The sequence below is a fragment of the Dokdonia sp. Hel_I_53 genome (assembly GCF_007827465.1).
GTDB lineage: Bacteria > Bacteroidota > Bacteroidia > Flavobacteriales > Flavobacteriaceae > Dokdonia.
The window spans coordinates 1,056,557-1,081,543 of the sequence record NZ_VISL01000001.1 but is presented as its reverse complement, the minus strand read 5'-3'; the positions used below and the strand labels follow the sequence as shown (position 1 = coordinate 1,081,543).

Below are 24,987 nucleotides of genomic sequence, written 5' to 3'. Positions count from 1 at the left end.
GTTAACATATTTTAACAAAAATTGTAGGGAGGGTGCTAAAGTAGACTAAATCAAAGAAATAAGCAAAAAAATATTTGCATTTCTTTGCTTTCGCAAAAGCGTAAATCTTAAAATACGTATTGAACCTAATTAATTAATAGTGAGGTGCTAAACTCTTGTGATATGCTAAAGTAACCTAGTATAAACTCATCAGGTAGACTTGTGTTATTGTTGATATCTCCATTATCAATATCTGTTATGCTAATAAAATTGCCTCGTACAGTAGCCGTTGGGGTTTGAAATGGTCCATTTTGACCCTGTTCACTTTGTTCTAAAATACCACTTATGTAGTTATAAAATTGGAGGTCTGCTCCTAAAATTTTAATATCAATTACATCTCCACTGGTGAGTTGTTGGTCATAGAAATAAGAAAATTTAAATTGTTGTCCTTGATAAAATCGATCTTCGGTCGGAAGATATTCATTAAAATCAAAGTCAAAGATGTAGTAATCCTCCTGATCAGCTATGTCTGTAAAAGAAACTTGAACTTCAATACCATCTTCATCAAATAGTTGCCCGTCTCCTTGTACTACTTCATCTAAGGGGACTGAGTTTACAAAACGTGTTGTCGCAAGGTAGGTTTTGCCATTGTATATAACATTGAGCGTAAATTCAACATTAGAATTTGATAAGAATGAGGTGCTAATTTTATTATCAGATACAAGAGATCCAGAAGTATTAGAAGGGCGGTATGACCCTGGTTCGTCTGGTACAGGTTCATAAGTAATAATGTCACCATTTGTAATTTCTCGTAATTCTATGGTATCTATTATTGCAGGTTCTATCTCCCCAAAAAAAGATGATGATAGAGAAACCTTAATGTTTGCATCTGTAAAATCTTGAGCAGTGTCTACACGTATGAGTGCATCTACAATCAATCTAGGAGTTTCATTTTTGAGCTCTACATCAATAACATCTTCACAACTACTAAAAGTGACTAAGCATGTTAGTAAAAGAATACTTTTTTTCATCATCTTAGAATTTAAAGTTATAAGTAACAGATGGAATGATACCAAAAATAGAAGTGCGCACTGCTTCATTTGCTCCGGTATTCTCATTTTGTCTAAAGTTAATAGATGCCGCATTGCGACGATTATATATATTATACATACTAAAAACCCACTCAGATTGCCATTTTCTATTTTTGTTTTTTTGGGGAGTTAATGTTGCGCTTAGGTCTAATCGATGGTATGAAGGCAAGCGCTGCTTATTACGAGGGCCGTAAATTGGTGTTATAATGCCTTGAAATTCAAATTGACCTATTGGGAAATTAGTGGGTTGTCCCGTTTGAAAAAGAAAATTACTTCCTAATTTCCATTTTTTACTTATTTCGTAACTTGCATTAATAGAAATGTCGTGAGTTTTGTCATAAGGCGTGTTATACCATTTTCCACGGTTAATGCCTAACTCGTTCTCATTTCTTCCCGGTGTACGTTGTTCTGACTTTGAGAGGGTGTAGGCTAAAAATCCTTTTAGCTTTCCTTCATTTTTACGTAATAAAAACTCTAGTCCATAAGCCCTGCCTTCACCCTGTAAGATTACTTGTTCTATAGCATTGTTAGCAATAAGCTGAGCTCCATCAATATAGTCAATGCGTCCTTTTATATCTTTAAAAAACACCTCGCTTTCTATAGTGTATTCGCTTTCGCGAAAGCTAAAGTTTTTAAAATACCCTAAAGCATATTGATCTAATTGTTGTGGTTTCACAAAAGGTCCACTAGGTGTCCAAATATCTAATGGAGTGGGAGAACTTGTGTTTGATAATAGATGGAGATACTGCACAAGTCTTGTATAGCTACCCTTAATAGACGAGTCATCATTGAAAGCATAAGAGCCAGCAACTCTTGGTTCAAAATAATTAAATGTGGCTAGGTTATCACTTCTTTTCCCATTTCTATTTACATCAATAGGGTCTGCACTTTGGTAAATAAGAAGAGTGGGGTCAAAAGTAACTGCTAGATTGTCACGATATTCATTAATCTCATCTTGACCTAGTCTAATGAAATTGCTATATCTTAAACCGTATTCTATGGTAAAATTTTTACTTAATTTTTGCTCAATGTCCACATATGCAGCAAACTCATTTGCATATTTCTTGGTAAGCTGTTCTTCTACAATCCCAGAATCTGGACCATTTGGTTTGATACGACCAGGATTAAATGTGTAGTATAAATTATTAATCCCTGAGTATATTTTTAACTTGTCATTTAGATAATGAGTCAAGTCATATTTGACATTGATATTTGATATACCAGAATTCCATTCAAAACCTACAAAATCAAGATCTAACCCATAATAATAATCACTATAGATAAGTGAGGCATTTGAAAATAATTTGTCAGAAAATATATGATTCCATCGTAAATTCCCCACTGCATTTCCATAAACATTTTTGAAGCTTTCTTGCACACTAAAGAGATCACGGCCAAAATATCCAGAAAGATATAGACTGTTATTATCATTAATATTGTAATTAATCTTTGTATTTAAATCGTAGAAATATGCACTATTATCAATATTAAATAATGGTAAAAACAAATGGGCATAGGATGCTCGCCCTCCTAACAAAAATGCAGCTTTATCTTTTACTATAGGCCCCTCTACTAATAATCTACTAGAGACAGCTCCTATGCCGCCGTTTACTTTAAATTTTTTGCTATTACCTTCTTTTTGATAAATGTCGAGAACAGAAGATACACGACCCCCATATCTAGCAGGAATACCTCCTTTATACAATTTTAAATCTTTAATAGCATCAGGATTAAAAACAGAAAAGAACCCAAATAAATGAGAAGAATTAAAAATAGTAGCTTCATCAAGTAAAATCAAATTTTGATCTGCTGCACCCCCTCTCACGTTAAAGCCAGACGCACCCTCACCGGCACTAGTAACACCGGGTAATAGTAATATGGCTTTAATAACATCTGCCTCCCCAAGTACTACGGGAATATCTTTTATAGTTTCTGCCGTAAGTGCATTTACACTCATTTGAGGTTTTCGTATACGGACACGCTCTACTTTTTCTTCTATGATCACCTCATCTAGTGATTCTAATACTTCTAGAAGTTCAAAATTTTCACGAATATCTTGGTTTAATGTAAATGTTTTAGAGACAGTGCTATACCCCAAGTATCTTACTTCTACAGTATAGGTGCCTTGAGGAAGAGTAATTGAGTAAAAACCATAAGAATTTGTAACAACTCCATCAGATATTTCAGGAAAAAGAAGCGAGACACCTATAAGAGTTTCATTACTTGCCGCGTCTGTGATGGTACCACTAAGCGTATATTTTTGTTGTGCTTGACTAATCAAAAAGCATCCACAAAAAAGTAGGAGTAACCAATTTTTTTTCATTATAAGAATTTAAAGTAAAGCTACAGACTTAACAGAGATTATACACGAAAAAAGCCCTTTCAAATTTAGGAAAGGGCTTTGTTATATTTAATTATACGCTTTCGCGAAAGCGGATAAATTATTTTTGATCAATAATTGCATTTAATGTTTCACTAGGTCTCATAGCGTCAAATGTTTTTGAACGACTGGTGCTATAATATCCTTCGATATTTTGTGTAGATCCTTGCGCTGCGTTAAGCTCATCAATAATTAATTGCTCATTATCTGCTAGCTTTTTTGCTAATGGAGTAAATTCATTCTTAAGTGCTTCATTTTTATTTTGTGCAGCAAGAGCCTGAGCCCAATATAATGCTAAATAAAAGTGGCTTCCTCTATTGTCTAGTTCGTTAACCTTACGTGATGGAGATCTGCTATTGTCTAAAAATTTGATTGTCGCTTCGTCTAATGTGTCTGCTAGAACTTGAGCTCTTTCATTATCTTGTGTAGTCGCAACGTGCTCTAAGGAAACCGCAAGAGCAAGAAATTCTCCTAAAGAATCCCAACGTAAGTGGCCTTCTTCAAGAAACTGCTGGATATGCTTTGGCGCAGAACCACCAGCGCCAGTTTCAAACAATCCACCACCATTCATTAATGGAACAATTGAAAGCATTTTTGCACTAGTACCAACTTCCAAAATAGGGAAAAGGTCTGTATTATAATCTCTTAAAACATTTCCTGTTACAGATATAGTTTCAAGTCCTTTTTTGATTCTTTCTAATGAAAAACGAGTTGCTTCCACAGGTGACATGATTTGAATAACTAAACCATCTGTATTATGATCCTTTAAATAAAGATTAACTTTTTTGATAAGTTCTGCATCATGAGCACGAGTTTTATCTAACCAAAATATAGCAGGTGAGCCAGTAGCTCTTGCTCTTTTTACAGCTAGCTTAACCCAGTCTTGAATAGGTGCATCTTTAACTTGGCACATTCTCCAGATATCGCCAGTTTGAACCTCGTGAGTTGTTAAAACTGTACCCTCCTCATTAATAACCTCTACTTTTCCAGCAGAAGCAATCTCAAAAGTTTTATCGTGAGATCCATACTCTTCTGCTTTTTGAGCCATAAGGCCAACGTTAGGTACAGTTCCCATGGTAGTAGGATCAAAGGCACCGTGCTCCTTACAGAAATCAATAGTTTCTTGGAAAATCCCAGCATAACTACTGTCTGGAATCACAGCTTTAGTGTCTTGTTGTTTTCCCTCTGCATTCCACATTTGACCAGAAGCTCTAATCATTGCGGGCATAGAAGCATCAATAATCACATCACTAGGAACGTGTAAGTTTGTGATTCCTTTATCAGAATCTACCATTGCCAGATCAGGTCTGTTATCATAAGTCGTTTGGATAGCTGCTTTAATCTCTTCTTTTTCGGAAGTAGGTAATTCTTCTATCTTAGATAGTAGATCTCCAAAACCATTATTTACATCCACTCCAAGTTTGTCAAATGTTGCTCCGTATTTTTCAAAAACTGGAGCAAAAAATGCACGAACAGCATGGCCAAAAATCTTAGGGTCTGAGATTTTCATCATGGTCGCTTTCATGTGTAGAGAGAAAAGGACATCTTTTTCATTTGCATCCTCAATTTGATTTTTCAAAAAAGAAATCAATGCTTTTTTCTCAAGTACTGAAGCGTCTATAATTTCCTTATCTAAAACTGGTATGTTTTCCTTTAAGATAGTGCTATTATTTTCTGTATCAGTGTGTTTTATAGTTAAGCTACCAGCTTTAGTAATGGTGACAGATTTTTCATTATTTCTGAAATCACCGTGGGACATTGTAGCAACATGAGTTTTAGAATCGCTACTCCAAGCTCCCATCTTGTGCGGGTTTTTTCTCGCAAATTCTTTTACAGGCTTAGGAGCTCGTCTATCTGAGTTCCCTTCACGTAAAACAGGATTTACTGCGCTACCAAGAACTTTAGCATAGCGTTTTTTTATTTGCTTTTCCTCATCAGTTTTTGGCTCTTCTGGAAAGTCTGGAATATTATAGCCATCACTTTGTAATTCTTTAATAGCTGCTATAAGTTGTGGTACTGATGCACTAATATTAGGAAGTTTTATAATATTTGCTTCTGGTTTCTTTGCAAGCTCACCTAAGGCAGCTAGTGCATCTTCTTGTTTTTGATCTTCTCTAAGGTGATCTGGAAAATTTGCTATAATACGTCCAGCTAGTGAGATATCAACAAGTTCCATATCAATATTTGAAGTCTCTGTAAACCTTTTTACTATAGGTAAAAATGAATGCGTAGCGAGCATGGGAGCTTCATCTGTAAGTGTATATTTTATGGTAGTTTTATCTATAGCCATGAACTAAAATTTATTGAGTTAATATTTTGAAATAGCTTATGTAAAAAGCCTAACAAATATAGCTATTAGAGTAGGTTAGTTGCAATCTTAAAAGCAATGAATAGTACTAATTAAAGTATAAAATAGTGTGAGTGGGGTAAAAACAAAAGCCATATCAAGTACGACGTACGATGATATGGCTTTTAGAAATTGTTTTGCCAGAAAACCCTTGAAGTTTTAAAGTAACTTATTAATAGTTACATCTGTTCAATTTCTCTGAAATAGCAAATTAGCATAAAATGTAGCTATAATCTATTTCAGGATGTTTGTTTTACTTAAGATAATTTGGATTTAAGAAATAAAAAATTTCTTTTTCCTAGCTTGTGCAGCGGGTCTTGTTAGCAAAACAAAAAACTTTCAAATAATTTTAAATAAAAACTAAACTTAAAATTTATAAGTTTCTAAAACAATCTGCTTTAAAATACACCTAAAGATAAGTTTTATTAATTAAACGCATTGGTATTTCTATGTATTTAATTATTAACTAGTTATAAACTGTACTTATCAACTTTTGTTCATAAAAAAAGCTTTATCAGATATCTGATAAAGCTTTATAAATTTTAAACGTTTGTATTTGTTACGAACGTCTTTCTTTGATACGGGCTTTCTTACCAGTAAGTTCTCTAAAATAGAAGATACGTGCGCGACGTACAATACCTCTTTTGTTAACTTCAATTTTTTGAATTGCAGGTAAGTTAATAGGAAATACACGTTCTACACCTACAGTACCAGACATTTTACGAATTGTAAAAGTTTGCGTAGCCCCAGATCCTCTTAGTTGGATAACAACTCCTCTAAAGAACTGAGTTCTACTTTTTTCACCTTCTTTAATTTCGTAGTACACAGTAATTGTGTCACCAGCTGCAAATTTTGGCAAATCATTTTTTTGAACAAATTCGTCTTGTACAAATTTTACTAAATCTTCCATCTTTGAGATATTTCAATGGTTTTACATTCAAGTAACATTCACGTTTATCGTCAGAGGTTAGTCAAATGGGTGCAAACTATTTTATAGTAGTAAGCGGGTTTATTTAAGTAGTGTTGCTTTGATTACGCTTTCGCGAAAGCGAACTCTATATATTAACAACAAAAAAACTTCTATTAAAGGTATAGAAGTTCCCGTTATAGATTCTTTTTCTAGCTTAAAGAGCAGCTACGTGCTTAGCAAGCTTTGATTTCAAGTTAGCCGCTTTATTACTGTGAATAATATTACGTTTTGCTAACTTATCAAGCATAGAAGCTACCGCTGGGAATAAAGCAACTGCTTGCTCTTTCTCAGTCATTTCGCGCAATTTCTTAATTGCGTTACGAGTCGTTCTGTGCTGGTAACGGTTTCTAAGGCGCTTAGTCTCGTTGCTTCTGATCCTTTTTAAAGATGACTTGTGATTTGCCATTATTGTTTTTTGTATAATTATAAAATTGTAGCCCGTAGGGGAATCGAACCCCTCTTACATGGATGAAAACCATGCGTCCTAGCCGATAGACGAACGGGCCTTAAAAATTCACTAAAATGTACTTTTAACCTCGTACTTGGTTTGTAGCCCGTAGGGGAATCGAACCCCTCTTACATGGATGAAAACCATGCGTCCTAGCCGATAGACGAACGGGCCTAGAACAATTGTTTGAATTGCGGATGCAAAAATACAATTATTTTTAGATCGTGCAAACACTAATTGAGTTTTTTATAAATTATTTTAATATGCCTTAGCAAACAGCACTCTACGCGGTGATGACGCGCCTGTTAAAACACATTTTCCTTCTTCAAGTTGGCTATTCATAGGAATGCATCTAATGGTTGCTTTTGTAAGCTCTTTAATTTTGTTTTCGGTTTCTTTTGTGCCATCCCAGTGCGCACTTATAAATCCTCCTTTATTTTCTAAAACATTTTTAAAGGTTTCAAAATCGTTTACAACTGTGGTATGGCTGTCACGGTATTCTTTGGCTTTATTGTATAAATTTTCTTGTATTTCTTTTAATAAGGATACAACGGTTGTGGCTACGTCTTCTTTTGCAATAAACTCCTTAGTGAGTGTGTCGCGTCTCGCGAGTTCTACAGTTCTTTTTTCTAAGTCTTTTGGCCCAATCCCAATACGAAGCGGAACGCCTTTTAATTCATACTCGTTAAATTTCCAGCCTGGTTTATGGGTGTCTCTATTGTCAAATTTTACAGTAACTCCGTGCAGTTTAAGGTCTTTTATAATTTCATTTGCAACTTGAGAGATGGCGTCAAGTTGCTCTTGGTTTTTATATATAGGTACAATAACTACTTGAAAAGGAGCAAGGTTGGGTGGTAGGACTAGGCCTTGATCATCACTATGCGTCATAATAAGAGCTCCCATTAGTCTTGTGGATACTCCCCAGGAGGTAGCCCATACAAATTCCTGCTTACCTTGATTACTGGTAAACTTAACATCAAATGCTTTTGCAAAATTTTGACCTAAAAAATGAGAGGTTCCAGCTTGGAGTGCTTTTCCGTCTTGCATTAGAGCTTCGATACAATAAGTTTCGTCTGCTCCAGCAAATCTCTCACTTTCTGTTTTTATTCCTTTTATGACGGGTACTGCTAGAAAATTTTCAGCAAACTTTGCGTATACATCATTCATTAGCTCTGCTTCCTCTATGGCCTCTTGTTTCGTTGCATGTGCAGTGTGGCCTTCTTGCCAAAGAAACTCAGCTGTTCTCAGAAACAAGCGTGTACGCATTTCCCATCGTACGACATTAGCCCATTGGTTAATGAGAAGTGGTAGGTCGCGATAAGATTGTATCCATCCTTTATAAGTATTCCAGATAATCGCTTCACTTGTAGGTCTTACGATAAGCTCCTCTTCAAGCTTAGCATTAGGATCTACAATTAGTTTTGCTGGATTTTCAGGATCTGTCTTGAGTCTATAATGAGTAACAACAGCGCACTCTTTTGCAAAGCCTTCTGCGTTTTTCTCCTCTGCTTCAAATAAGCTTTTAGGAACAAAAAGTGGGAAATAAGCATTTTCGTGCCCAGTTTCCTTGAACATACGATCTAGCTCAGCCTGCATTTTCTCCCAAATTGCATATCCATACGGTTTGATAACCATACATCCACGCACTGCAGAGTTTTCTGCAAGGTCAGCTTGAACTACAAGTTCGTTGTACCACTTTGAATAATCTTCACTTCTTTTTGTAAGGTTTTTCCCCATAAATACTTAATTTGGCACAACTATTGTGTCTGTAATTGATGTAAAAGTATCTAGCAAAATTAGGTATTTTTAAAGCAAGCAACAATTAAAACAGTATCGTTATGAAAATTATTACTTCACATATTACAAGACTAAAAAGTTTCACGCTCTTAATTGTACTAGCTGGTTTTCTAGTTTCATGCGGATCATCTCAACAAGTATATGATGAGGATGGGATATATAGTGGATCAGATGTACAAGTATCTGTGTCCTCAGAGCCAGTTACTGCTGTAAAAAACTCAAACAGTCTATTATATAAAAATTATTTTGAAAGAAGTGCACAGCAACTGAGTCAAGCCCAAGAGAGAGATAGTATATTTACAGATATTGATTCCTATTCATCTGAGGATGGAGAAGAGGTATATGTTGATGCTGTTGACTTTGATGCTGCGACAGGTTATGGCGGATGGGGTGATGTTGTTGATGATGTTGAGATTAACGTTTATAATAACTCTCCTTTTATAGGTGGATTTGGTTACGGCAGATTTGGCTATGCTGGATTTGGTTACGGAGGGTTTGGTTATAATGGCTATTTTGGCTTAAGTCCATTTGCACCTGTATGGTCTCCTTATTGGTATGGAGGATTCAATAGACCTTTTTATGGGTTCAATAGATTTTATGGATACGGCGGTTTTTATGGATACAATTCACACCCTTTCTATCGAAACGGTTTTTATGGACATCCACTTTCTCCTAGATATAATTATGGTAGAGTTGCTTATAATTCTGGACGTAGATCGAGTTATGACCTCAGGAATGCTAGAAATAGGAGATCAAATGCAGTAAATCGTAGAAGTGTAAACACTGGGAGACGAGTTTCTACAAGAAGTCGCGCGACTTACTCTAGGAATAGAGCTAATGTAGGGAGAGTAAATTCACGTGGCAGAGTGTCTAGAGATGGTGTTACTCGAGGTAGACCAGCGACAACTAGACCGTCAAATGGTAATAGAAATAGGCCAAATACTCGACCAATGAATCGAGGCGGTTCAAAGGCCAGAAGGTCTGGAACAACACGCCCTATGACAACGAGGCCATCAAGGTCTAGATCTTCATCTTATGGAAGGTCATCATCATCTTCTTCAAGAGGAAGTAGTGTAAGATCGGGTTCTTCTTCAAGATCCTCAGGATCTACTAGGTCTTCATCGAGATCTTCTTCATCTAGAGGTGGAGGTCGTAGAGGTTAATGATTTATCATATTCTTAAATTTATTTAATGAAAAAAATAATCTTTTTAATAGTGGTTATGACCACAGGCGCGAGCTTTGCCCAAACGATATCCGAAGCATTACAATATAGTTCTGTTAATGTTACAGGTACTGCACGTTATAGAGCTATGAATGGAGCGTTCGGTGCATTGGGTGGAGATTTAAGTGCCATTGGAGATAATCCTGCGAGTAGTGCGGTCTTTACAAATGGTACAGCAACTTTTACATTAGCAAGTGATCATTTAGAAAATGAAGCATCTTATTTTGGAGGAAATACGATAGTATCCAACACTGATACAGCAATTAATCAACTAGGTGGTGTTTTTATTTTAGATGGTACTTCTGGTACAAAATGGAATAAAATTACTCTAGGTTTTAATTATGATCGTACCAGTAATTTTAATAATCAATACATTGCACAAGGATTTAATTTAAATTCTATTTCAGAATACTTTGCAATCTATGCTCAAGGTGTACCTTTAAGTGATTTAGAAACACGTGAAAATGAATCTATCGCTCAATTGTATCAATTTTTAGGAGAGGATCAAGGTTATGGATCTCAACAGGCATTATTAGGTTTTCAATCATATATCTTAGAGCCAACTTCCTATGATTCTAATAATACAACCTACGGTGTAAATACAGTTGGAACAGTATACGATCAAGAATATACATCTCTATCAAGTGGTTCTAATGGTAAAGCATCTTTCAACATAGCAGCTCAATATGGTGATGATTTATACTTGGGTATTAATTTAAACTCTCATTTCTTAGATACCAACAGATCTACTGTACTCTTTGAAAGTAATAATGCTGGAGCACCCCCTGCTAATGAGGGTTTTACAAATGTAACAGATATTCGGTTTGAAAATAACTTAAGAACATTGGGAAGTGGTTTTTCTTTTCAGGTGGGAGCGATATCTAAATTTAACGATAATATACGTTTAGGATTCACCTATGAATCACCTACTTGGTACACAATTTCTGAAGAAAACACACAACGTTTATCTACAACTTCAATCGATGATTTAGGGATTTTTACAACTCAAATTAATCCAGAGGTTGTAAATGTCTATCAAGACTATGAAATAAAAACACCTGGAAAATATACATCAAGTGTTGCTTACGTTTTTGGATCTCAGGGCTTGATTAGTTTTGATTACTCTTATAGGGATATGACTAATTTAAGATTCCGTCCAGAGAGGGATCCATTTTTTAATTCAAAAAACAATGAAATCAACGATATATTAAGAGCTGTAAATACTTTTAAACTAGGTGCAGAAATGCGATCAAATAAATGGAGTTATAGAGCTGGAGGTCGTTATGAAACAAGTCCTTATCATAATCAAAATTTATTAGGTGCAACATATGGTTATTCTGCTGGTCTAGGGTACAATTTTGGACAAATTAAGATAGATGTAGCTTATGATCAATTTTTTCAAGATAGTGCTGAACGGTTATATTCTGTAGGACTCATTGATAGGGCTCAAATAAATAAAACAAACTCATCTCTGGTAGGTACGCTTACATTAAGCTTATAAATAACTATATTTTAATTACTTTTAAGAGCTACCATAGGGTAGCTCTTTGTTTTTTATTTATATGGAAAAAATTTTAGTCCTTTCTGGTAGCAATAGCATACATTCTATAAATAGTCAACTACTTGATTTTTTTGTTGCATCTATTAATGGATATAATGTACAGAGACAGTCTCTCTTGTCCTACGACATACCTATGTATAATTTAGATCTAGAAAATGAGAGAGGGATTCCTATTGATGTAAAAGTGGTTAAAAATAAAATAGCAGAATCCGTAGGACTTATTATTGGAGTTAATGAACATAATGGAATGATTTCTGCTTTTTTTAAAAATATAATCGACTGGCTCTCTAGGGCAGACCGTAATTTTTTAGAAGGAAAGAAAATTTTACTTGTAAGCACATCTCCAGGTGCAAGAGGAGGGGCTTCTGCAGTAGAATATATGAAAAATACGATTCCTCGCTTTGGAGGAAAGGTGGTTGAGAGTTTTAGCTTCCCATCATTTCAAGAAAATTTTAATGTAGAACAAAACACCATTATTAATCCCACTATGAATATTGGAGTAGGAGAGGTCATCGCTTCATTTATTCACCAGTTAGAAGATTAGTTTTTAGCTATTTCTAGCAGTACTGTTCCATAGGGAGTATCAAGTGTAATTTCACCATCAATTACGGGGACTGTTTTTCCAGAATACGTGTCTGTTACATGCTCTGCTTTCGCGAAAGCGTTATTTAGCTCAATAACTTTAGTTCCAATTGGAAGTTCAAGGCCTACAATAACTTCATCCTTAAAACCGTTTTTTTCGAAATAACGTCTAAAGATGTAAGGTTCTTCTGAAATCATTTTGTGTTTTCCTGCACCTATAGCTGGGTGAGCTATTCTGAATCTACCTAACTTTTGCCAGTGAGACAGTAGTTCTTGAGTTTGAGGATTTTTTAAATCTTCCCAATTCATAAAACTCCGTAAAGTAGCATCCCCATTTGCTCCCTCAATAGTAAGGTCTCTCCCTGTTTCATCACCATAATAAATTTGAGAAATACCAGTGGTGAGCAATAATTTAGATGCTATTTCTTTTGAGCGCGTACGGTTCTTGTCAAAAGGCTGGCCATCATCATGAGAGGTGGCGTAATTAACAAAGCTTTTATCTGAAAATACAGAATCCTTTAGTGAAGCATATTTACTAAAGAGATCTTCATAACTATTTTCTGCATCATATTTAAACTGGAAATTAATAAGATTGTCAAAACCATTTTCAAAATAGTCGACCTTTTTATCACCAAAATCGTATTCTCTGCCGTTGTCAATAGAATAATTGTATACTTCTCCAAACATGAAAAAACCTATATCATCCAGCACTTTTTTAGGATTTTTACTTTTGTAAGTATTAAATGCTTTTTCAGATTGCTCACGTAAAATAACCCAAGAAGCTTCATCAACATGTTTTGTAGTATCTACTCTAAATGCATCAATTCCAAACTCTTCTATAAAATCAGTTAACCATTTGATTATATAATTTCGTGGGGTTTTAGAAAGCTTATTTATTGCAAAATAATCATCTAGTTCTTCTATTTCTTGCTTGTAGCGACCTTCTTTTTTCCATTTTTTTATAAGTGTCTCAGGAAGCATTACCTCCACATTGCTCTCTGTGAGAATGTCAGGGAGATTTTCAACAAGGCTACAAGCAGTTGTATTCTCATAAGTAGAAAATTTACAGTTAGGATTCTCTCTAGCCCAATCTTCACCCCAAAAAGGGTCTTTTATTGTGACAGGCCCTGTATGATTAAGGACAACATCCATAACAATACGGATACCTCTTTTATGAGCTTCATCTACAACTGCCTTAAGATCTTCACGGGTGCCAAAGTTAGGATCTAGCGCAGTCCAATCTTTTGCCCAATAACCATGATACCCATATGTGGGTCCAGTACCTTCATCTACGACATCGTGTATCTGCTCTACTACAGGAGTAAACCAAATTGCATTAATCCCTAAATCTGTAAAATAACCCTCTTCAATTTTTTTTCTAATTCCTATTAAGTCACCTCCTTTAAAACCACGTAGAACACCTGTTTCTCTTGTACGATCAAAATTAACATCATTTGATGTAGTGCCATTATAAAAGCGATCTGTTAGTAAGAAATACATATTTGCTGCTTCCCAAAAAAATGGAGACGTTTCAGAGGATTTTTTATCTTGAATGCTAGTTTCCTTATATTGGCAAGAAATACATATGAAAAAAATTAATATGATAATTCTTAGTGTACTATTCATAACTAGTCTTTTATAAATACTAAACTAATGAAAGGTTTTCAATTATTAATCATAATACAGATACTGCTAGAAATTGGTACATTTACTTTTTAAAATTTTCTATGCCTTCATTTAAAATTTGGCTAAGTGCCGCACGACCTAGAACATTACCATTATCTATATCTGGAATTTTAGTGGGGGGTGGTTTAGCGCTTCAAGAAGGAGCATTTAATTGGACTGTATTTCTGTTATCTCTCTTTGCTACCTTAGGTTTTCAGATCATTTCAAATTATGCAAACGATTATGGAGATGGATTAAAAGGTACAGACAATAAAGATCGTGTTGGGCCAGTGAGAGCAATGCAAAGCGGCTTACTTACTGAAAGTCAGCTTAGGTGGGCTATTATTTTGACTTCTGTTTTTACAACAAGTATCGTTGTAGTTTTAATTTATACAGCTTTTGGAGGAGATCAACTATTACTTTCTTTACTATTTATGATACTAGGAATTGCGGCGATTATTTCTGCAATAAAGTATACGGTGGGAAAAAGTGCTTATGGATATAGAGGGCTAGGAGATATTTTTGTTTTTATATTCTTTGGAATTATAGGTGTTTGTGGGTCTTTTTATCTGTTTGCACAATTTCTTTCTATCTATCAATTTTTACCTGCTATAACTATTGGGGCTTTATCGACAATGGTATTGCATTTAAATAATATGAGAGATAGAGAAGCCGACCAAAAAGTAGGAAAGAATACACTTGCCGTCTATCTTGGAAAGGATGGATCCCTTAGATATCACTTAATACTCTACGTTGTGGCTGTATTAAGCTGGTTGACCTTCCTTCTTATGACCGCTATAGATCTTTTGAGCTATATTTCATTAATTGCAATGATACCTCTTAGCATGCACATGGTAAAAGTTTACAAAACAACTTCTCATGTATTATTAGATCCAGAATTAAAGAAAGTTGCACTATCTACATTTGTACTTGCGCTTTTATTTTTTATAGGAAGCTATGTTTAGAAACATATTTTTTAGATAACCACTTCAAATTTATACCATATTCAATGAATTGTTTAAGAGTCACCTACTCATAAAAAAAACCGAGTAACAATGCGTTACTCGGTTTTTATATAATAATTGTGAATCAATTAGTTTACAGCGTCTGCAAGCTCAGATCCAGCTTTGAATTTTACAACATTCTTTGCTGCGATTTGAATCGTTTTTCCAGTCTGTGGATTTCTTCCTTCACGTGCGTTACGCTTAGAAACAGACCAAGATCCAAATCCTACAAGAGAAACACGCCCTCCTTTTTTAAGAGTGCTTTCCACATCTCCTAAGAAAGATTCTAATGCTTTTTTTGCTGCAGCTTTTGTAATACCAGCGTGCTCTGCCATTCCATCGATTAATTCTGATTTGTTCATAATGTAAATTGTTAATTAATTAAATGTGGTTAAGCTTTATGCTTAATTCCCTAACAAATTTATACGGATTATGCTCCCACGCAAGTAATAGCAAGGGAAATCAGGGTTATTGTTAATAAATCGATGAAATTGTTGATAAAGACAGGCTATTTTATTAAATCTCTTAAGATCAATGAGGACAGGGCTTTAGCGCATTTTGGCATTTTTGTCAAATTTATAACCATTTAATAAATCTTTTACAGCCATTTTTTTCTTTCCTGATAATTGCATTTCCGTTATACAGATATAGCCTTCTGGTGTAGCAATAGCTAGGTGATCATCTGCTATGGTAACAGCTCCAGGTGGGATATACATTTGAGATTCTGCTTTCGCGAAAGCGTTATAAATTTTTACTCTTTGCTCCTTACCGCCATTTTCTAAGATCGTATATGCAGAGGGATAGGGGCTTAGTCCTCTTATAAGGTTGTAAATATCCTGAAGAGGAGCTGTCCAGTTAATTTTTGTGTTCTCACTGTGAAGTTTGTATGCTGTTTTTAATTGAAAATCATCATTTTGAACGTAAGTTTTTACCTCTTTATTTTCTATGGATTGAACTGTTTTTATAACAAGAGATTTTCCTGCAATCATTAAACGGTCGTGTAAATGTCCTGCATTCTCTTTATCATCTATTGTAATTTTTTCTTGTAAAATGATTTCTCCAGTATCAATTTTATCATCTATAAAGAATGTTGTGACTCCTGTTTCTGTTTCACCATTGATAATTGCCCAATTTATAGGAGCGGCGCCTCTATATTGCGGTAGTAATGATGCATGAAGGTTAAAGGTTCCATAATCTGGCATTTCCCATACCACCTTAGGTAACATTCTAAAGGCTACTACAATTTGTAGATTTGCATTTAATGCTTTAAGCTCCTCAATAAACGAAGTGTCTTTTAGATTTGTGGGTTGTAATATGGGTAGATTGTGTGCCTCTGCATACGCTTTAACATCACTTTTACGTAATTTCTGCCCCCGGCCAGCAGGTCGATCTGGTGCTGTGATTACTCCAACTACATTATACCCTTCTTCTAAAAGTCCACTCAGAATGGTTACAGCAAATTCTGGTGTGCCCATAAAAACAATGCGTATCTCTCTCATAATAATTTATATGTATTATCTGCTTGTAAAACAATTTTTTTCTGATCCAAAAGTAATCGAATTGCATGGATAATATCTGCTTTTGGGTGGGTCAAACTTGTAAGCTCATGAGCAGATTTTGGTCCCTCATATAGAATATCAATAATAGCTTGATTTGCAGGGGTTCTATTTTTTTGTACGGTTTTATCTTTGCAGACATCACATAATCCACATGGAGATTGCATTGTCTCATTAAAATAACTCATTAATTGTATGGCTCTACATACGTTTGAGTTATTTATAAATGCTTTTATTGAATCTACTTGAAGTCTCTTAAAATTTGCTTGATTTTTTATAAATGGAGCAATCGTATTTATTGTTCTATCATCGTCCCTAGGCACTAAAAATGTAATTGAGGTGTCAAAGCTTTGGTGCTCGTAATCTATGATATCGTCTCGATGGAGTGTGAGAAGTGCCGTATGAACTTGATCTACAGTTCTAGAAGCCTTAGTTGAAATGATCGCATAGTTTATGGTCGTTACTTGTTCAAAAACAGCTCCATAGGTTCTCAAGATGGCTTTTACCACGTCATCTAGTTGGTTGTTACGTAATAGGTAGTAACTCAGTGCATATTCATTCACCTTAAAGTTTACAGTAGCCCTCTTTGTAAATTCTTGAGAGAGACTAATTATGCTATTTCTATCAAGAACTTGCAAAGCATTATAAGCTAAGATGCTATGTAATTTGTAAGTCGAACAAAACTCACTAAAATTAAATCTGTGGTTTGTTTGCTGGCCTTCACCATAAGAGATTTGAAAATAATTACTGAGGTGCTTATATATTTTCTTTACATCTTGAACTCCGGGTATTACTTTAATAAATTGATTATCAAGGCGCACTAAGTCGTTTTCGTTATATATGAGCATTGCAGTTGCTTTTTGCCCTGCGCGCCCAGCCCTTCCTGACTCTTGAAAGTAATTTTCAATACTATCTGGTATTTCCATATGGACGACACAATCTACATCAGCCTTATCAATCCCCATCCCAAATGCACTGGTACCCACCATGACTTTGGTATGATTAGAACGCCATTTTAAATATTGCTTATGCCTATCATCTCTGGACATACCTCCATGGTAATATGTTGATGTGATGCCTCTGCTGTTTAAAAAATGAGCTGTATTAACAGTAGCTTTTCTATTGCGTACATATACTATACAGCTTGATTTTGATTTGTTGAGAATGTCCTCTAGCTGATAAAATTTGTCTGTAGCTTTTTGAACTGTATAAGTTAAGTTAGCTCTGTGATATGATGTTTGAAATAATTTAGGTTCATCAAGCCTTAGTTGTTCAGTTATATCTTCAATGACCCTAGGAGTAGCTGTTGCTGTAAGAGCAATAATGGGAGGGTTGGTCTTCTTATGTTGAAATTCTAAATTTCGAATTTTAGAAATATCACGGTATGCAGGTCTAAAATCGTGACCCCACTGAGAAATACAATGTGCTTCATCAATAGCAATAAGTGATACATTCATTCGCTTGATACGCTCTTGAACTAATTCTTGTTGTAACCGCTCTGGTGACAAATACAATAATTTGTAATTACCGTAGATACAATTGTCTAATAAGGTGTCTAGTTCAGAATGTTTGATACCACTAGGGATGGCTAGAGATTTAATACCTTTTTCTTGTAAAGACAACACTTGATCTTTCATTAGGGCAATTAGGGGAGATATGACAATGGTGATCCCATCGAATAGCAAGGCAGGTAATTGATAACAAATAGATTTACCTCCTCCCGTAGGTAAAAGCGCGATAGTGTCTTTTCTAGAAATTATTGCTTTTATAATTTCTTGTTGCTTGGGCTTAAAATTATCATAACCCCAGTATTTTTTTAATATTTCTTTTGATGTAGTTGTCAATTCCTAATGGCGTTGACTATAAAGTCACCTCTTTCCTCTATGGAACCAATAGGTATTTCAACTGGATGATATCCATAATCTTTATAAGTCTTTAATAGGTGTAACTGGATTTTTGTTGCCTCTTCAAAGCTTTCATAGCGTTCACTATCTGTGACATGTATTTCTTTCCAAGGAGGCAGTATAAAAACGGAATCATATCTATACCTTGTACAAGCTTCTATAAATGTATCTGGATACACCTGTCCTATATAATCCATATATGCCACCGTGTCAGGAATTCCACGATCAATAAAAACATTTTCGTTTTTATACTCAACTGCCTGTTGCCATTGATCAATACGTGCATCTTTTAAAAGTTCAGAAAATAAAAGAGGTTTCTCAAGAAAAAGCTGATCAATACCTTGGTTTTGTGCTTTTTGAATCACTTGACGTGAAATTTCCTCAAGACACGGATGCCCAAGTTGCTTTAAATGCTTGAGTAATGTGGTTTTTCCTGTTGAAGGGCCACCTATAAGTAAAATTCGTTTTGGCATAAAAATGGTAGACTTTTGTACAAAATTAAGCAAACCTAAAAGAACAGTAATTCTGTATCTTTGATAAAGAAAAAGACCTGATGACTCCAAATGATAACCCAGAAGAATTTTATGCTAAGCTTAAAACACAGCTAGCAGATACCTCCTTATGGCCAGCTCCATATCTATATAAATTTATTGTACCTTCAAGTGCGATAAAAATTAAGGATATAGAAACTATTTTTAATCATATGGGTGCTGTGATAAAAAAAAATGAATCCCGAACTGGTAAATATACAAGCGTCTCCATAAATGTGACAATGAAAAATCCTGATGCTGTAATCGCTAAGTATAAAGAAGTGGGTAAAGTAGAAGGAGTTATTTCTTTATAGACCTTACTTTCATAACGTTAAAAAAAATACAACTGTATTTTTTTTAAGATTTCTAAATGGAATCATCTATACCTTTATAAAAAAAAGTTATGGTTTCAGATATGGATTACTCGCAAAAAAATACTTCTAAAGGCAATATTTTTTTAATTAGAAGGGCTGAGTTTGTCATATCTTCAACACTAATATTACAAGAAGCTCTTAATATAGCTTCAAAATTTGCACACGATGATCAGCTTTTGGTCGCTATTCGTGAGGAAGAAATTGCACTAGAGAACTTTAAGGATACATTTTGTGATCATAGTGAATCTACATTTAAGTCTGGCTTAGAATTATGTAGCCAAAATATAAATGACAGTGTGTTTTCAACAAACCATGGAGAATCCCATTTAAGTAAGGACGAAATGATCTCGAGCTGGATAGCACATAAAATTAAACTTTATATAATAAAATTAAATAAGGTAAGTCAAGAAGATAATTTTCCTAACAATCTAATTGATGACCTAAGTTCAGAAATTGCGAGAGTAAAAAGTAAACAAGAACACTTTACCAAGCAAAGAAATGAGATGGCAGCTTAGAATTTTTTCGCTTTCGCGAAAGCGAAATTTTTAAACATTCATAACTCAAATGATAGCTTTTTTATAAATGTATGGACAACGTGTAAATCTAAATGTTCATTTAAAGCTAGAATCGGCAGTTTATAAGATATTTTTTTAGACGTGTTAAGATTCTTCTTTAGGAAGGTGACAATACACCAACTTCAGTAATATCACACATAACTCTTGATCGTTTTATTTAATTAAATTGAGATCATAGAAACTTTTAAGATTTACTTAGCTAACTGTTATCAATTTATTAAAGAGTCTTTGCATTACCACAAATTTTAGTATTTTGCGCGGGTCTATAAAAGAGTAGACTACTTCACTTAATTTTTTACAATTGATAGATCAATTAGAGTACAATACGGAGAGAGTTCATCTCATCATTCCCGAATACGGGCGTCATATACAAAAAATGGTAAATGATGCAGTAGCGATGGAAGATGCAGAAGAGCGTGATAAAACAGCAAAAGCAATTATTGCTGTAATGGGCAATTTGCAACCACATTTACGCGATGTGCCAGATTTTCAACACAAACTTTGGGATCAATTATTTATTATGTCTGATTTTAAATTAGATGTTGAATCGCCTTATGGTAAACCCTCAAGAGAAGAATTAGAGGAACGTCCAGAACCATTAGAATATCCTCAAAATTTTCCTAAATATCGTTTTTACGGAAATAATATTAAACGTATGATAGATGTGGCAACAAGTTGGGAAAAAGGAGATATGAGAGATGGACTAGTGATGACCATCGCAAACCATATGAAAAAATGTTTTCTAAACTGGAATAAGGACACTGTAGACGATACAGTAATCTTTGATCATTTATATGAGTTGAGTAAAGGCGAGATCAATTTAAAAGATAAAGATGAGGAGTTGAGAGATTCTGATCGCTTAATTAGAGCAAACAAAAAAGCCAAAGCAGCAGAAAATCCAGTAAAAAAGAGAAACTATTCAAAAAATAATAACAATAACCGCAAAAAGCGTTACTAAAAAGAATACAGATTCATGGCAACATTTCAGATAGAGGGAGGTCATCAACTCAAAGGAGATATACATCCGCAAGGAGCAAAAAATGAAGCATTGCAAATTTTATGCGGAGTACTACTCACTCCTGAAAAAGTTACTATAAGCAACCTGCCAGATATCATAGATGTTAACAAGCTCATTATGATACTGGATCACCTCGGTGTAAAGGTTGAGAAACTGCAAAAGGGAACTTACACTTTTCAAGCAGATGAATTGGATTTAAAATACCTAGAAAGTAAGAAGTTTAAAGAAGAGGGAAGTAGTATAAGAGGTTCAATTATGATAGTTGGTCCATTACTCGCAAGGTTTGGGAAAGGATATATCCCAAGGCCAGGTGGAGACAAAATAGGACGCCGTCGTCTTGATACGCACTTTGATGGTTTCATTAAATTAGGAGCAAAATTTCGCTATAACAAAGAAGAACGATTTTACGGAGTAGAAGCCCCAAACGGTCTCAAAGGGACAGATATGCTCCTTAACGAAGCATCTGTTACCGGTACCGCAAACATTGTTATGGCAGCCGTACTTGCTCAAGGTAAAACAACTATATATAACGCTGCTTGTGAGCCTTACTTACAACAATTGTGTAAGATGATGGTGCGCATGGGGGCAAACATCAAAGGTATTGGATCTAATCTATTGACAATTGAAGGGGTAGAAAAAATTGGTGGATGTGACCATCGTATTCTCCCAGATATGATTGAAATAGGATCATGGATAGGTCTTGCAGCCATGACCCAAAGTGAGATAACCATAAAAAATGTAAGTTGGGAGGACCTAGGACTTATACCGGTTACCTTTAGAAAATTAGGTATTACCTTAGAACGAAAGGGAGATGATATTTATATTCCCGCTCATACAGACGGTTATACGATTGATACCTTTATAGACGGATCCTTTATGACCATTTCAGATGCTCCTTGGCCTGGGTTTACTCCAGATCTTTTAAGTATTGTTTTGGTAACTGCCATACAGGCAAAAGGAGAAGTTCTTATTCATCAAAAAATGTTTGAAAGCCGTCTATTTTTTACAGATAAATTGATGGATATGGGAGCAAAAATAATTCTGTGTGATCCACACAGAGCAACTGTTATAGGTCATGATTTTAAATCTACGCTTAAAGCTACTACGATGACATCACCAGATATACGTGCAGGAGTATCTCTTCTCATTGCAGCACTAAGCGCAAAAGGGACTTCTACCATCCATAATATAGAACAGATTGATCGTGGTTATGAAAATATAGATGATCGACTCAGAAAAATAGGAGCTAAAATAAAGCGAATAGATTAGTCAACTTTTTCGCTTTCGCGAAAATTAAAAAAATATAATCAAAAGCGCAGAAAATTATTTTTTGCGCTTTTTTCTGGTTTAATTCTATAACAGAAACATTAAAGAGTAATTGTCTTGAGGCCTTAATTACAATAATTTTTCTTAAAGTATGAAGCAACGTCATTCCAGTGTTTCTCCCCTTATAATAGCGCATCGCGGCGCACAATCTCATTTCCCAGAACATACCATAGAAGGATACCAAAAGGCTATTGAATTCGGTGCTGATTACATTGAGCCAGATCTTGTCTTAACTAAAGATGGTGTATTTGTAGCACGCCATGAACCCTATTTATCTCAAAAAACGAATATCTCAAACTTTAAAGAATTTCAAAACCGAAAGACTACTAAGATTCTTGATGGGGAGATTGTTACAGACTGGTTTGTCTCTGATTTTACAGTTGCTGAACTTAAAAAAATAAAAACGCGACAATTTTGGAAAAACAGACCTCACAATTATGATGATCAGTTTGAAATCCCAACATTCGAAGAAATAATAGCTTTATTGAAAGCATATAAAAAGAAAAGTGGAAAAGAAATAGGGATTTATCCAGAATTAAAACATCCCACTTTCCACAAACAATTGGGGTTAGAGATGGAAGATCGATTCTTAAATCAATTGTTAAAGGCTGAGTATACTCGCAGGGATTCAAAAATTTACGTACAATGTTTTGAAGTTAAAACATTACAGTATTTAAGGAGAAAAACTTCAGTAAAGTTAGTGCAATTAATAGGAGCTTCAGGATATAATCAAAACGGAGACCTTCGATTTAAAAAATTAGATGGCTCCTATGATTCTTCGGGACAGCCTTACGATTTTTATGTAGAAAATGATAAGCGAGACTATAGTTTTTTTGCCACCCCAAAGGGAATGGAATTTATGGCAACCTACGCAGACGGTGTGGGTCCATGGAAGCCATTTGTAGTTTCTGTAGCTAGAGATTTAGTTGCACATCCAAAGTCACTCATTGCCACTGATTTTGTAGAGCTTGCTCATAAAAGCAAACTTGAAGTACATCCCTATACGTTTAAAAATGAGGATCAACAGTGGTCATCTAATGAGGAGCCAACTCAAGAATACTTAAAATTCTTCGAGGCTGGCGTAGATGGTGTATTTACAGATTATACCAATGAAGCGGTAAGAGCTAGAAACGAATTTCTAAAACTGAATACAAGGAGTTAATTTTTAAGTTTCCATTCTGTGTGAAAAACACCTTCACGGTCCAGTCTCTCATAGGTGTGAGAACCAAAATAATCACGTTGTGCTTGTATCAAGTTAAGCGGTAAACGTGTTGAAGTATAGGCATCAAAATAGGTGAGCGAGTTTGAAATTCCAGGTAATGGAATGCCATTCAATGCACCAAAAGCTACTAACTCTCTGGCGGCACTCACTGAGCCTTGTACCTTAGAAATAAATGATGGAGAAAGCAGTAAGTTAGGAAGTACTGTATCTGCTTCAAAAGCCTTAGTAATGTCTGCTAGCAGTTTTGCTCTAATAATGCACCCTGCTCTCCAAATTTTTGCAATTTCTGCAATGTTGAGGTTGTATCCGTATTCTCTTGAAGCATCTGCAAGTTGATGTAAGCCTTGTGCGTAGGTTACGATATATGAAAAATAAAATGCCTTTTCTGTAAGATCTATGAGTTTTTCTTTGTCCATTTGAGCAATTTCTGGACGGTCATAAAGTGAATCTGCAATAGTGCGTTCATCTTTAAGTGCAGAAATCTCTCTCATGCTCACGGCAATGTCTATAGAAGGAACAGGGATGCCCAAATCCATAGCATTTTGAGAAGTCCATTTTCCAGTGCCTTTTTGCTTAGCCTTATCTTGTATTTGATCAATGAGGTCTGCATTTCCTAAATTGTCCTTCTCTGCAAATATCTCTGAGGTTATTTCTACCAAGAATGATTGTAGTCGTCCTGCATTCCATTGTTTGTAGGTATGGTGTAATTCATTATTTGATAAATTTCCAGCTTTTTTGAGTACATCATATACTTCTGAGGTGAGTTGCATTAATCCATATTCAATCCCATTGTGCACCATTTTCACATAGTTTCCAGCAGATTTTGGACCCAAATATGCCACACAAGGTTCGCCTTCAAATTTTGCAGCAACAGCTTCAAAAATAGGTTGTACTGCGGCATAACCAGCCTTTGATCCACCTGGCATTATGCTAGGGCCTTTACGAGCTCCTTCTGCACCACCAGATACTCCGGCTCCAAAAAAGTGGATGCCTTTTTCAGCAAGATAGGCTTCTCGTCTATCCGTATCTGTAAAAAAAGAATTTCCACCATCTATAAGAATATCACCTTTATCTAGGTGAGGAAGTAAACTTTCAATCACAATATCTACTACTTTACCAGCAGGAACAAGCATCATAATTTTACGTGGAGATGATAATGCTTTCGCGAAAGCGGAAACCTCTACAACAGCATTGACACGCTCTGTATTTCCACCTTCTTCAATAAGGGCTTGAACTTTTTGTGGGTCAAGATCGTTACCTAATGCAGTAAATCCATTATCTGCTACGTTGAGGATAAAATTTCTACCCATTACTCCAAGACCAACTAGTCCAAAATCGTAAGTATGCTCCATAAAAATTGTGTGTGCTATTTTGCGATGTAAAAGTAAATGAAATAATTCATTTTGGTTGATAACAGTTGGATAACTACGTTGGG

At 35.1% G+C, this 24,987-nt stretch carries 21 protein-coding genes and 2 tRNA genes; 9 read left to right on the top strand and 14 right to left on the bottom strand.

The window, feature by feature from the left end; translation table 11 throughout:
* Window positions 1-125 precede the first annotated feature (125 nt).
* From OD90_RS04760 to proS, 8 genes are all read right to left on the bottom strand, one after another.
* Window positions 126-1,013, bottom strand: a complete 888-nt coding sequence (locus tag OD90_RS04760; RefSeq protein ID WP_186434712.1) for a DUF4249 family protein — start codon at window positions 1,011-1,013, stop codon at window positions 126-128.
* A 1-nt stretch (window position 1,014) separates the two neighbouring features.
* Window positions 1,015-3,393 carry a TonB-dependent receptor gene (locus OD90_RS04755; RefSeq protein ID WP_144667335.1) on the bottom strand — a complete coding sequence of 793 codons (2,379 nt, stop codon included), beginning with the start codon at window positions 3,391-3,393 and terminating at the stop codon, window positions 1,015-1,017.
* Window positions 3,394-3,511: 118 nt separating this feature from the next.
* Window positions 3,512-5,740 (bottom strand): NADP-dependent isocitrate dehydrogenase, encoded by a 2,229-nt coding sequence (locus tag OD90_RS04750; protein ID WP_144667332.1) that lies wholly within the window; start codon window positions 5,738-5,740, stop codon window positions 3,512-3,514.
* Between the two features lie 616 nt (window positions 5,741-6,356).
* A complete protein-coding gene (rplS, locus tag OD90_RS04745; RefSeq protein WP_144667330.1) occupies window positions 6,357-6,707 on the bottom strand; it encodes a 50S ribosomal protein L19 in 351 nt (116 codons plus the stop codon).
* A 214-nt stretch (window positions 6,708-6,921) separates the two neighbouring features.
* Window positions 6,922-7,173, bottom strand: coding sequence for a 30S ribosomal protein S20 (gene rpsT / locus OD90_RS04740; protein WP_144667327.1), 252 nt, complete (start codon window positions 7,171-7,173; stop codon window positions 6,922-6,924).
* Window positions 7,174-7,201: 28 nt separating this feature from the next.
* Window positions 7,202-7,273 (bottom strand) — tRNA-Glu (locus tag OD90_RS04735).
* Between the two features lie 44 nt (window positions 7,274-7,317).
* Window positions 7,318-7,389: transfer RNA gene (locus OD90_RS04730), tRNA-Glu, on the bottom strand.
* Window positions 7,390-7,473: 84 nt separating this feature from the next.
* Window positions 7,474-8,952: a proline--tRNA ligase gene (gene proS, locus OD90_RS04725; RefSeq protein ID WP_144667324.1), complete on the bottom strand. Its 1,479-nt coding sequence runs from the start codon at window positions 8,950-8,952 to the stop codon at window positions 7,474-7,476.
* A 101-nt stretch (window positions 8,953-9,053) separates the two neighbouring features.
* Here proS and OD90_RS04720 point away from each other — a divergent pair, with 101 nt between their 5' ends.
* The 3 genes from OD90_RS04720 to OD90_RS04710 all read left to right on the top strand — a co-directional run bounded on the left by OD90_RS04720 (window position 9,054) and on the right by OD90_RS04710 (window position 12,340).
* Window positions 9,054-10,175, top strand: a complete 1,122-nt coding sequence (locus tag OD90_RS04720) for a hypothetical protein (protein WP_144667321.1) — start codon at window positions 9,054-9,056, stop codon at window positions 10,173-10,175.
* Window positions 10,176-10,203: 28 nt separating this feature from the next.
* A complete protein-coding gene (locus tag OD90_RS04715) occupies window positions 10,204-11,736 on the top strand; it encodes an outer membrane protein transport protein (protein ID WP_144667318.1) in 1,533 nt (510 codons plus the stop codon).
* A gap of 61 nt (window positions 11,737-11,797) precedes the next feature.
* A complete protein-coding gene (locus OD90_RS04710) occupies window positions 11,798-12,340 on the top strand; it encodes an NADPH-dependent FMN reductase (protein ID WP_144667315.1) in 543 nt (180 codons plus the stop codon).
* Here OD90_RS04710 and OD90_RS04705 read toward each other — a convergent pair.
* Window positions 12,337-14,004 carry an alpha-amylase family glycosyl hydrolase gene (locus OD90_RS04705; protein WP_144667312.1) on the bottom strand — a complete coding sequence of 556 codons (1,668 nt, stop codon included), beginning with the start codon at window positions 14,002-14,004 and terminating at the stop codon, window positions 12,337-12,339. The two genes, OD90_RS04710 and OD90_RS04705, sit on opposite strands and share 4 nt — an antisense overlap.
* A gap of 101 nt (window positions 14,005-14,105) precedes the next feature.
* On the opposite strand from OD90_RS04705, the gene menA reads away from it, so the two are divergent.
* Window positions 14,106-15,008 (top strand): 1,4-dihydroxy-2-naphthoate octaprenyltransferase, encoded by a 903-nt coding sequence (menA, locus tag OD90_RS04700; RefSeq protein WP_144667309.1) that lies wholly within the window; start codon window positions 14,106-14,108, stop codon window positions 15,006-15,008.
* A 128-nt stretch (window positions 15,009-15,136) separates the two neighbouring features.
* Here the strand turns inward: menA and OD90_RS04695 are convergent, their stop codons facing one another.
* The 4 genes from OD90_RS04695 to OD90_RS04680 form a co-directional block, all read right to left on the bottom strand.
* Window positions 15,137-15,409 carry an HU family DNA-binding protein gene (locus OD90_RS04695; RefSeq protein WP_144667306.1) on the bottom strand — a complete coding sequence of 91 codons (273 nt, stop codon included), beginning with the start codon at window positions 15,407-15,409 and terminating at the stop codon, window positions 15,137-15,139.
* Window positions 15,410-15,595: 186 nt separating this feature from the next.
* Complete coding sequence (fmt, locus tag OD90_RS04690) at window positions 15,596-16,546, bottom strand: methionyl-tRNA formyltransferase (protein WP_144667303.1); 951 nt, start codon at window positions 16,544-16,546, stop codon at window positions 15,596-15,598.
* Window positions 16,543-18,447, bottom strand: a complete 1,905-nt coding sequence (locus tag OD90_RS04685) for an ATP-dependent DNA helicase RecQ (protein ID WP_144667300.1) — start codon at window positions 18,445-18,447, stop codon at window positions 16,543-16,545. The genes fmt and OD90_RS04685 overlap by 4 nt, the downstream gene beginning before the upstream one ends.
* Window positions 18,444-18,980 carry an AAA family ATPase gene (locus OD90_RS04680; RefSeq protein WP_144667297.1) on the bottom strand — a complete coding sequence of 179 codons (537 nt, stop codon included), beginning with the start codon at window positions 18,978-18,980 and terminating at the stop codon, window positions 18,444-18,446. Before OD90_RS04680 ends, OD90_RS04685 begins: the two co-directional genes overlap by 4 nt.
* 80 nt (window positions 18,981-19,060) lie before the next feature.
* On the opposite strand from OD90_RS04680, the gene OD90_RS04675 reads away from it, so the two are divergent.
* From OD90_RS04675 to OD90_RS04655, 5 genes are all read left to right on the top strand, one after another.
* Window positions 19,061-19,351 (top strand): DUF493 family protein, encoded by a 291-nt coding sequence (locus tag OD90_RS04675; RefSeq protein WP_144667294.1) that lies wholly within the window; start codon window positions 19,061-19,063, stop codon window positions 19,349-19,351.
* Between the two features lie 89 nt (window positions 19,352-19,440).
* Complete coding sequence (locus OD90_RS04670; protein WP_144667291.1) at window positions 19,441-19,926, top strand: hypothetical protein; 486 nt, start codon at window positions 19,441-19,443, stop codon at window positions 19,924-19,926.
* 361 nt (window positions 19,927-20,287) lie between these two features.
* A complete protein-coding gene (locus OD90_RS04665) occupies window positions 20,288-20,944 on the top strand; it encodes a DUF4290 domain-containing protein (protein ID WP_144667289.1) in 657 nt (218 codons plus the stop codon).
* A gap of 15 nt (window positions 20,945-20,959) precedes the next feature.
* Window positions 20,960-22,273 carry a UDP-N-acetylglucosamine 1-carboxyvinyltransferase gene (gene murA, locus OD90_RS04660; protein WP_144667286.1) on the top strand — a complete coding sequence of 438 codons (1,314 nt, stop codon included), beginning with the start codon at window positions 20,960-20,962 and terminating at the stop codon, window positions 22,271-22,273.
* A 148-nt stretch (window positions 22,274-22,421) separates the two neighbouring features.
* Window positions 22,422-23,492 carry a glycerophosphodiester phosphodiesterase gene (locus OD90_RS04655; RefSeq protein ID WP_144667283.1) on the top strand — a complete coding sequence of 357 codons (1,071 nt, stop codon included), beginning with the start codon at window positions 22,422-22,424 and terminating at the stop codon, window positions 23,490-23,492.
* Here the strand turns inward: OD90_RS04655 and gndA are convergent.
* Window positions 23,489-24,904, bottom strand: coding sequence for an NADP-dependent phosphogluconate dehydrogenase (gene gndA / locus OD90_RS04650; RefSeq protein WP_144667280.1), 1,416 nt, complete (start codon window positions 24,902-24,904; stop codon window positions 23,489-23,491). The two genes, OD90_RS04655 and gndA, sit on opposite strands and share 4 nt — an antisense overlap.
* Window positions 24,905-24,987 lie beyond the last annotated feature (83 nt).

What these genes read in the sequence shown, in the direction of transcription:
- OD90_RS04670 (WP_144667291.1), top strand. Translation starts at nt 19,441, where the DNA reads ATGGTTTCAGATATGGATTACTCGCAAAAAAATACTTCTAAAGGCAAT.
- murA (WP_144667286.1), top strand. Translation starts at nt 20,960, where the DNA reads ATGGCAACATTTCAGATAGAGGGAGGTCATCAACTCAAAGGAGATATA.
- rplS (WP_144667330.1), bottom strand. Translation starts at nt 6,707, where the DNA reads ATGGAAGATTTAGTAAAATTTGTACAAGACGAATTTGTTCAAAAAAAT.
- OD90_RS04760 (WP_186434712.1), bottom strand. Translation starts at nt 1,013, where the DNA reads ATGATGAAAAAAAGTATTCTTTTACTAACATGCTTAGTCACTTTTAGT.
- OD90_RS04680 (WP_144667297.1), bottom strand. Translation starts at nt 18,980, where the DNA reads ATGCCAAAACGAATTTTACTTATAGGTGGCCCTTCAACAGGAAAAACC.
- OD90_RS04720 (WP_144667321.1), top strand. Translation starts at nt 9,054, where the DNA reads ATGAAAATTATTACTTCACATATTACAAGACTAAAAAGTTTCACGCTC.
- OD90_RS04710 (WP_144667315.1), top strand. Translation starts at nt 11,798, where the DNA reads ATGGAAAAAATTTTAGTCCTTTCTGGTAGCAATAGCATACATTCTATA.
- menA (WP_144667309.1), top strand. Translation starts at nt 14,106, where the DNA reads ATGCCTTCATTTAAAATTTGGCTAAGTGCCGCACGACCTAGAACATTA.
- gndA (WP_144667280.1), bottom strand. Translation starts at nt 24,904, where the DNA reads ATGGAGCATACTTACGATTTTGGACTAGTTGGTCTTGGAGTAATGGGT.
- OD90_RS04695 (WP_144667306.1), bottom strand. Translation starts at nt 15,409, where the DNA reads ATGAACAAATCAGAATTAATCGATGGAATGGCAGAGCACGCTGGTATT.
- OD90_RS04705 (WP_144667312.1), bottom strand. Translation starts at nt 14,004, where the DNA reads ATGAATAGTACACTAAGAATTATCATATTAATTTTTTTCATATGTATT.
- fmt (WP_144667303.1), bottom strand. Translation starts at nt 16,546, where the DNA reads ATGAGAGAGATACGCATTGTTTTTATGGGCACACCAGAATTTGCTGTA.
- OD90_RS04655 (WP_144667283.1), top strand. Translation starts at nt 22,422, where the DNA reads ATGAAGCAACGTCATTCCAGTGTTTCTCCCCTTATAATAGCGCATCGC.
- OD90_RS04715 (WP_144667318.1), top strand. Translation starts at nt 10,204, where the DNA reads ATGAAAAAAATAATCTTTTTAATAGTGGTTATGACCACAGGCGCGAGC.
- OD90_RS04675 (WP_144667294.1), top strand. Translation starts at nt 19,061, where the DNA reads ATGACTCCAAATGATAACCCAGAAGAATTTTATGCTAAGCTTAAAACA.
- rpsT (WP_144667327.1), bottom strand. Translation starts at nt 7,173, where the DNA reads ATGGCAAATCACAAGTCATCTTTAAAAAGGATCAGAAGCAACGAGACT.
- OD90_RS04750 (WP_144667332.1), bottom strand. Translation starts at nt 5,740, where the DNA reads ATGGCTATAGATAAAACTACCATAAAATATACACTTACAGATGAAGCT.
- OD90_RS04755 (WP_144667335.1), bottom strand. Translation starts at nt 3,393, where the DNA reads ATGAAAAAAAATTGGTTACTCCTACTTTTTTGTGGATGCTTTTTGATT.
- proS (WP_144667324.1), bottom strand. Translation starts at nt 8,952, where the DNA reads ATGGGGAAAAACCTTACAAAAAGAAGTGAAGATTATTCAAAGTGGTAC.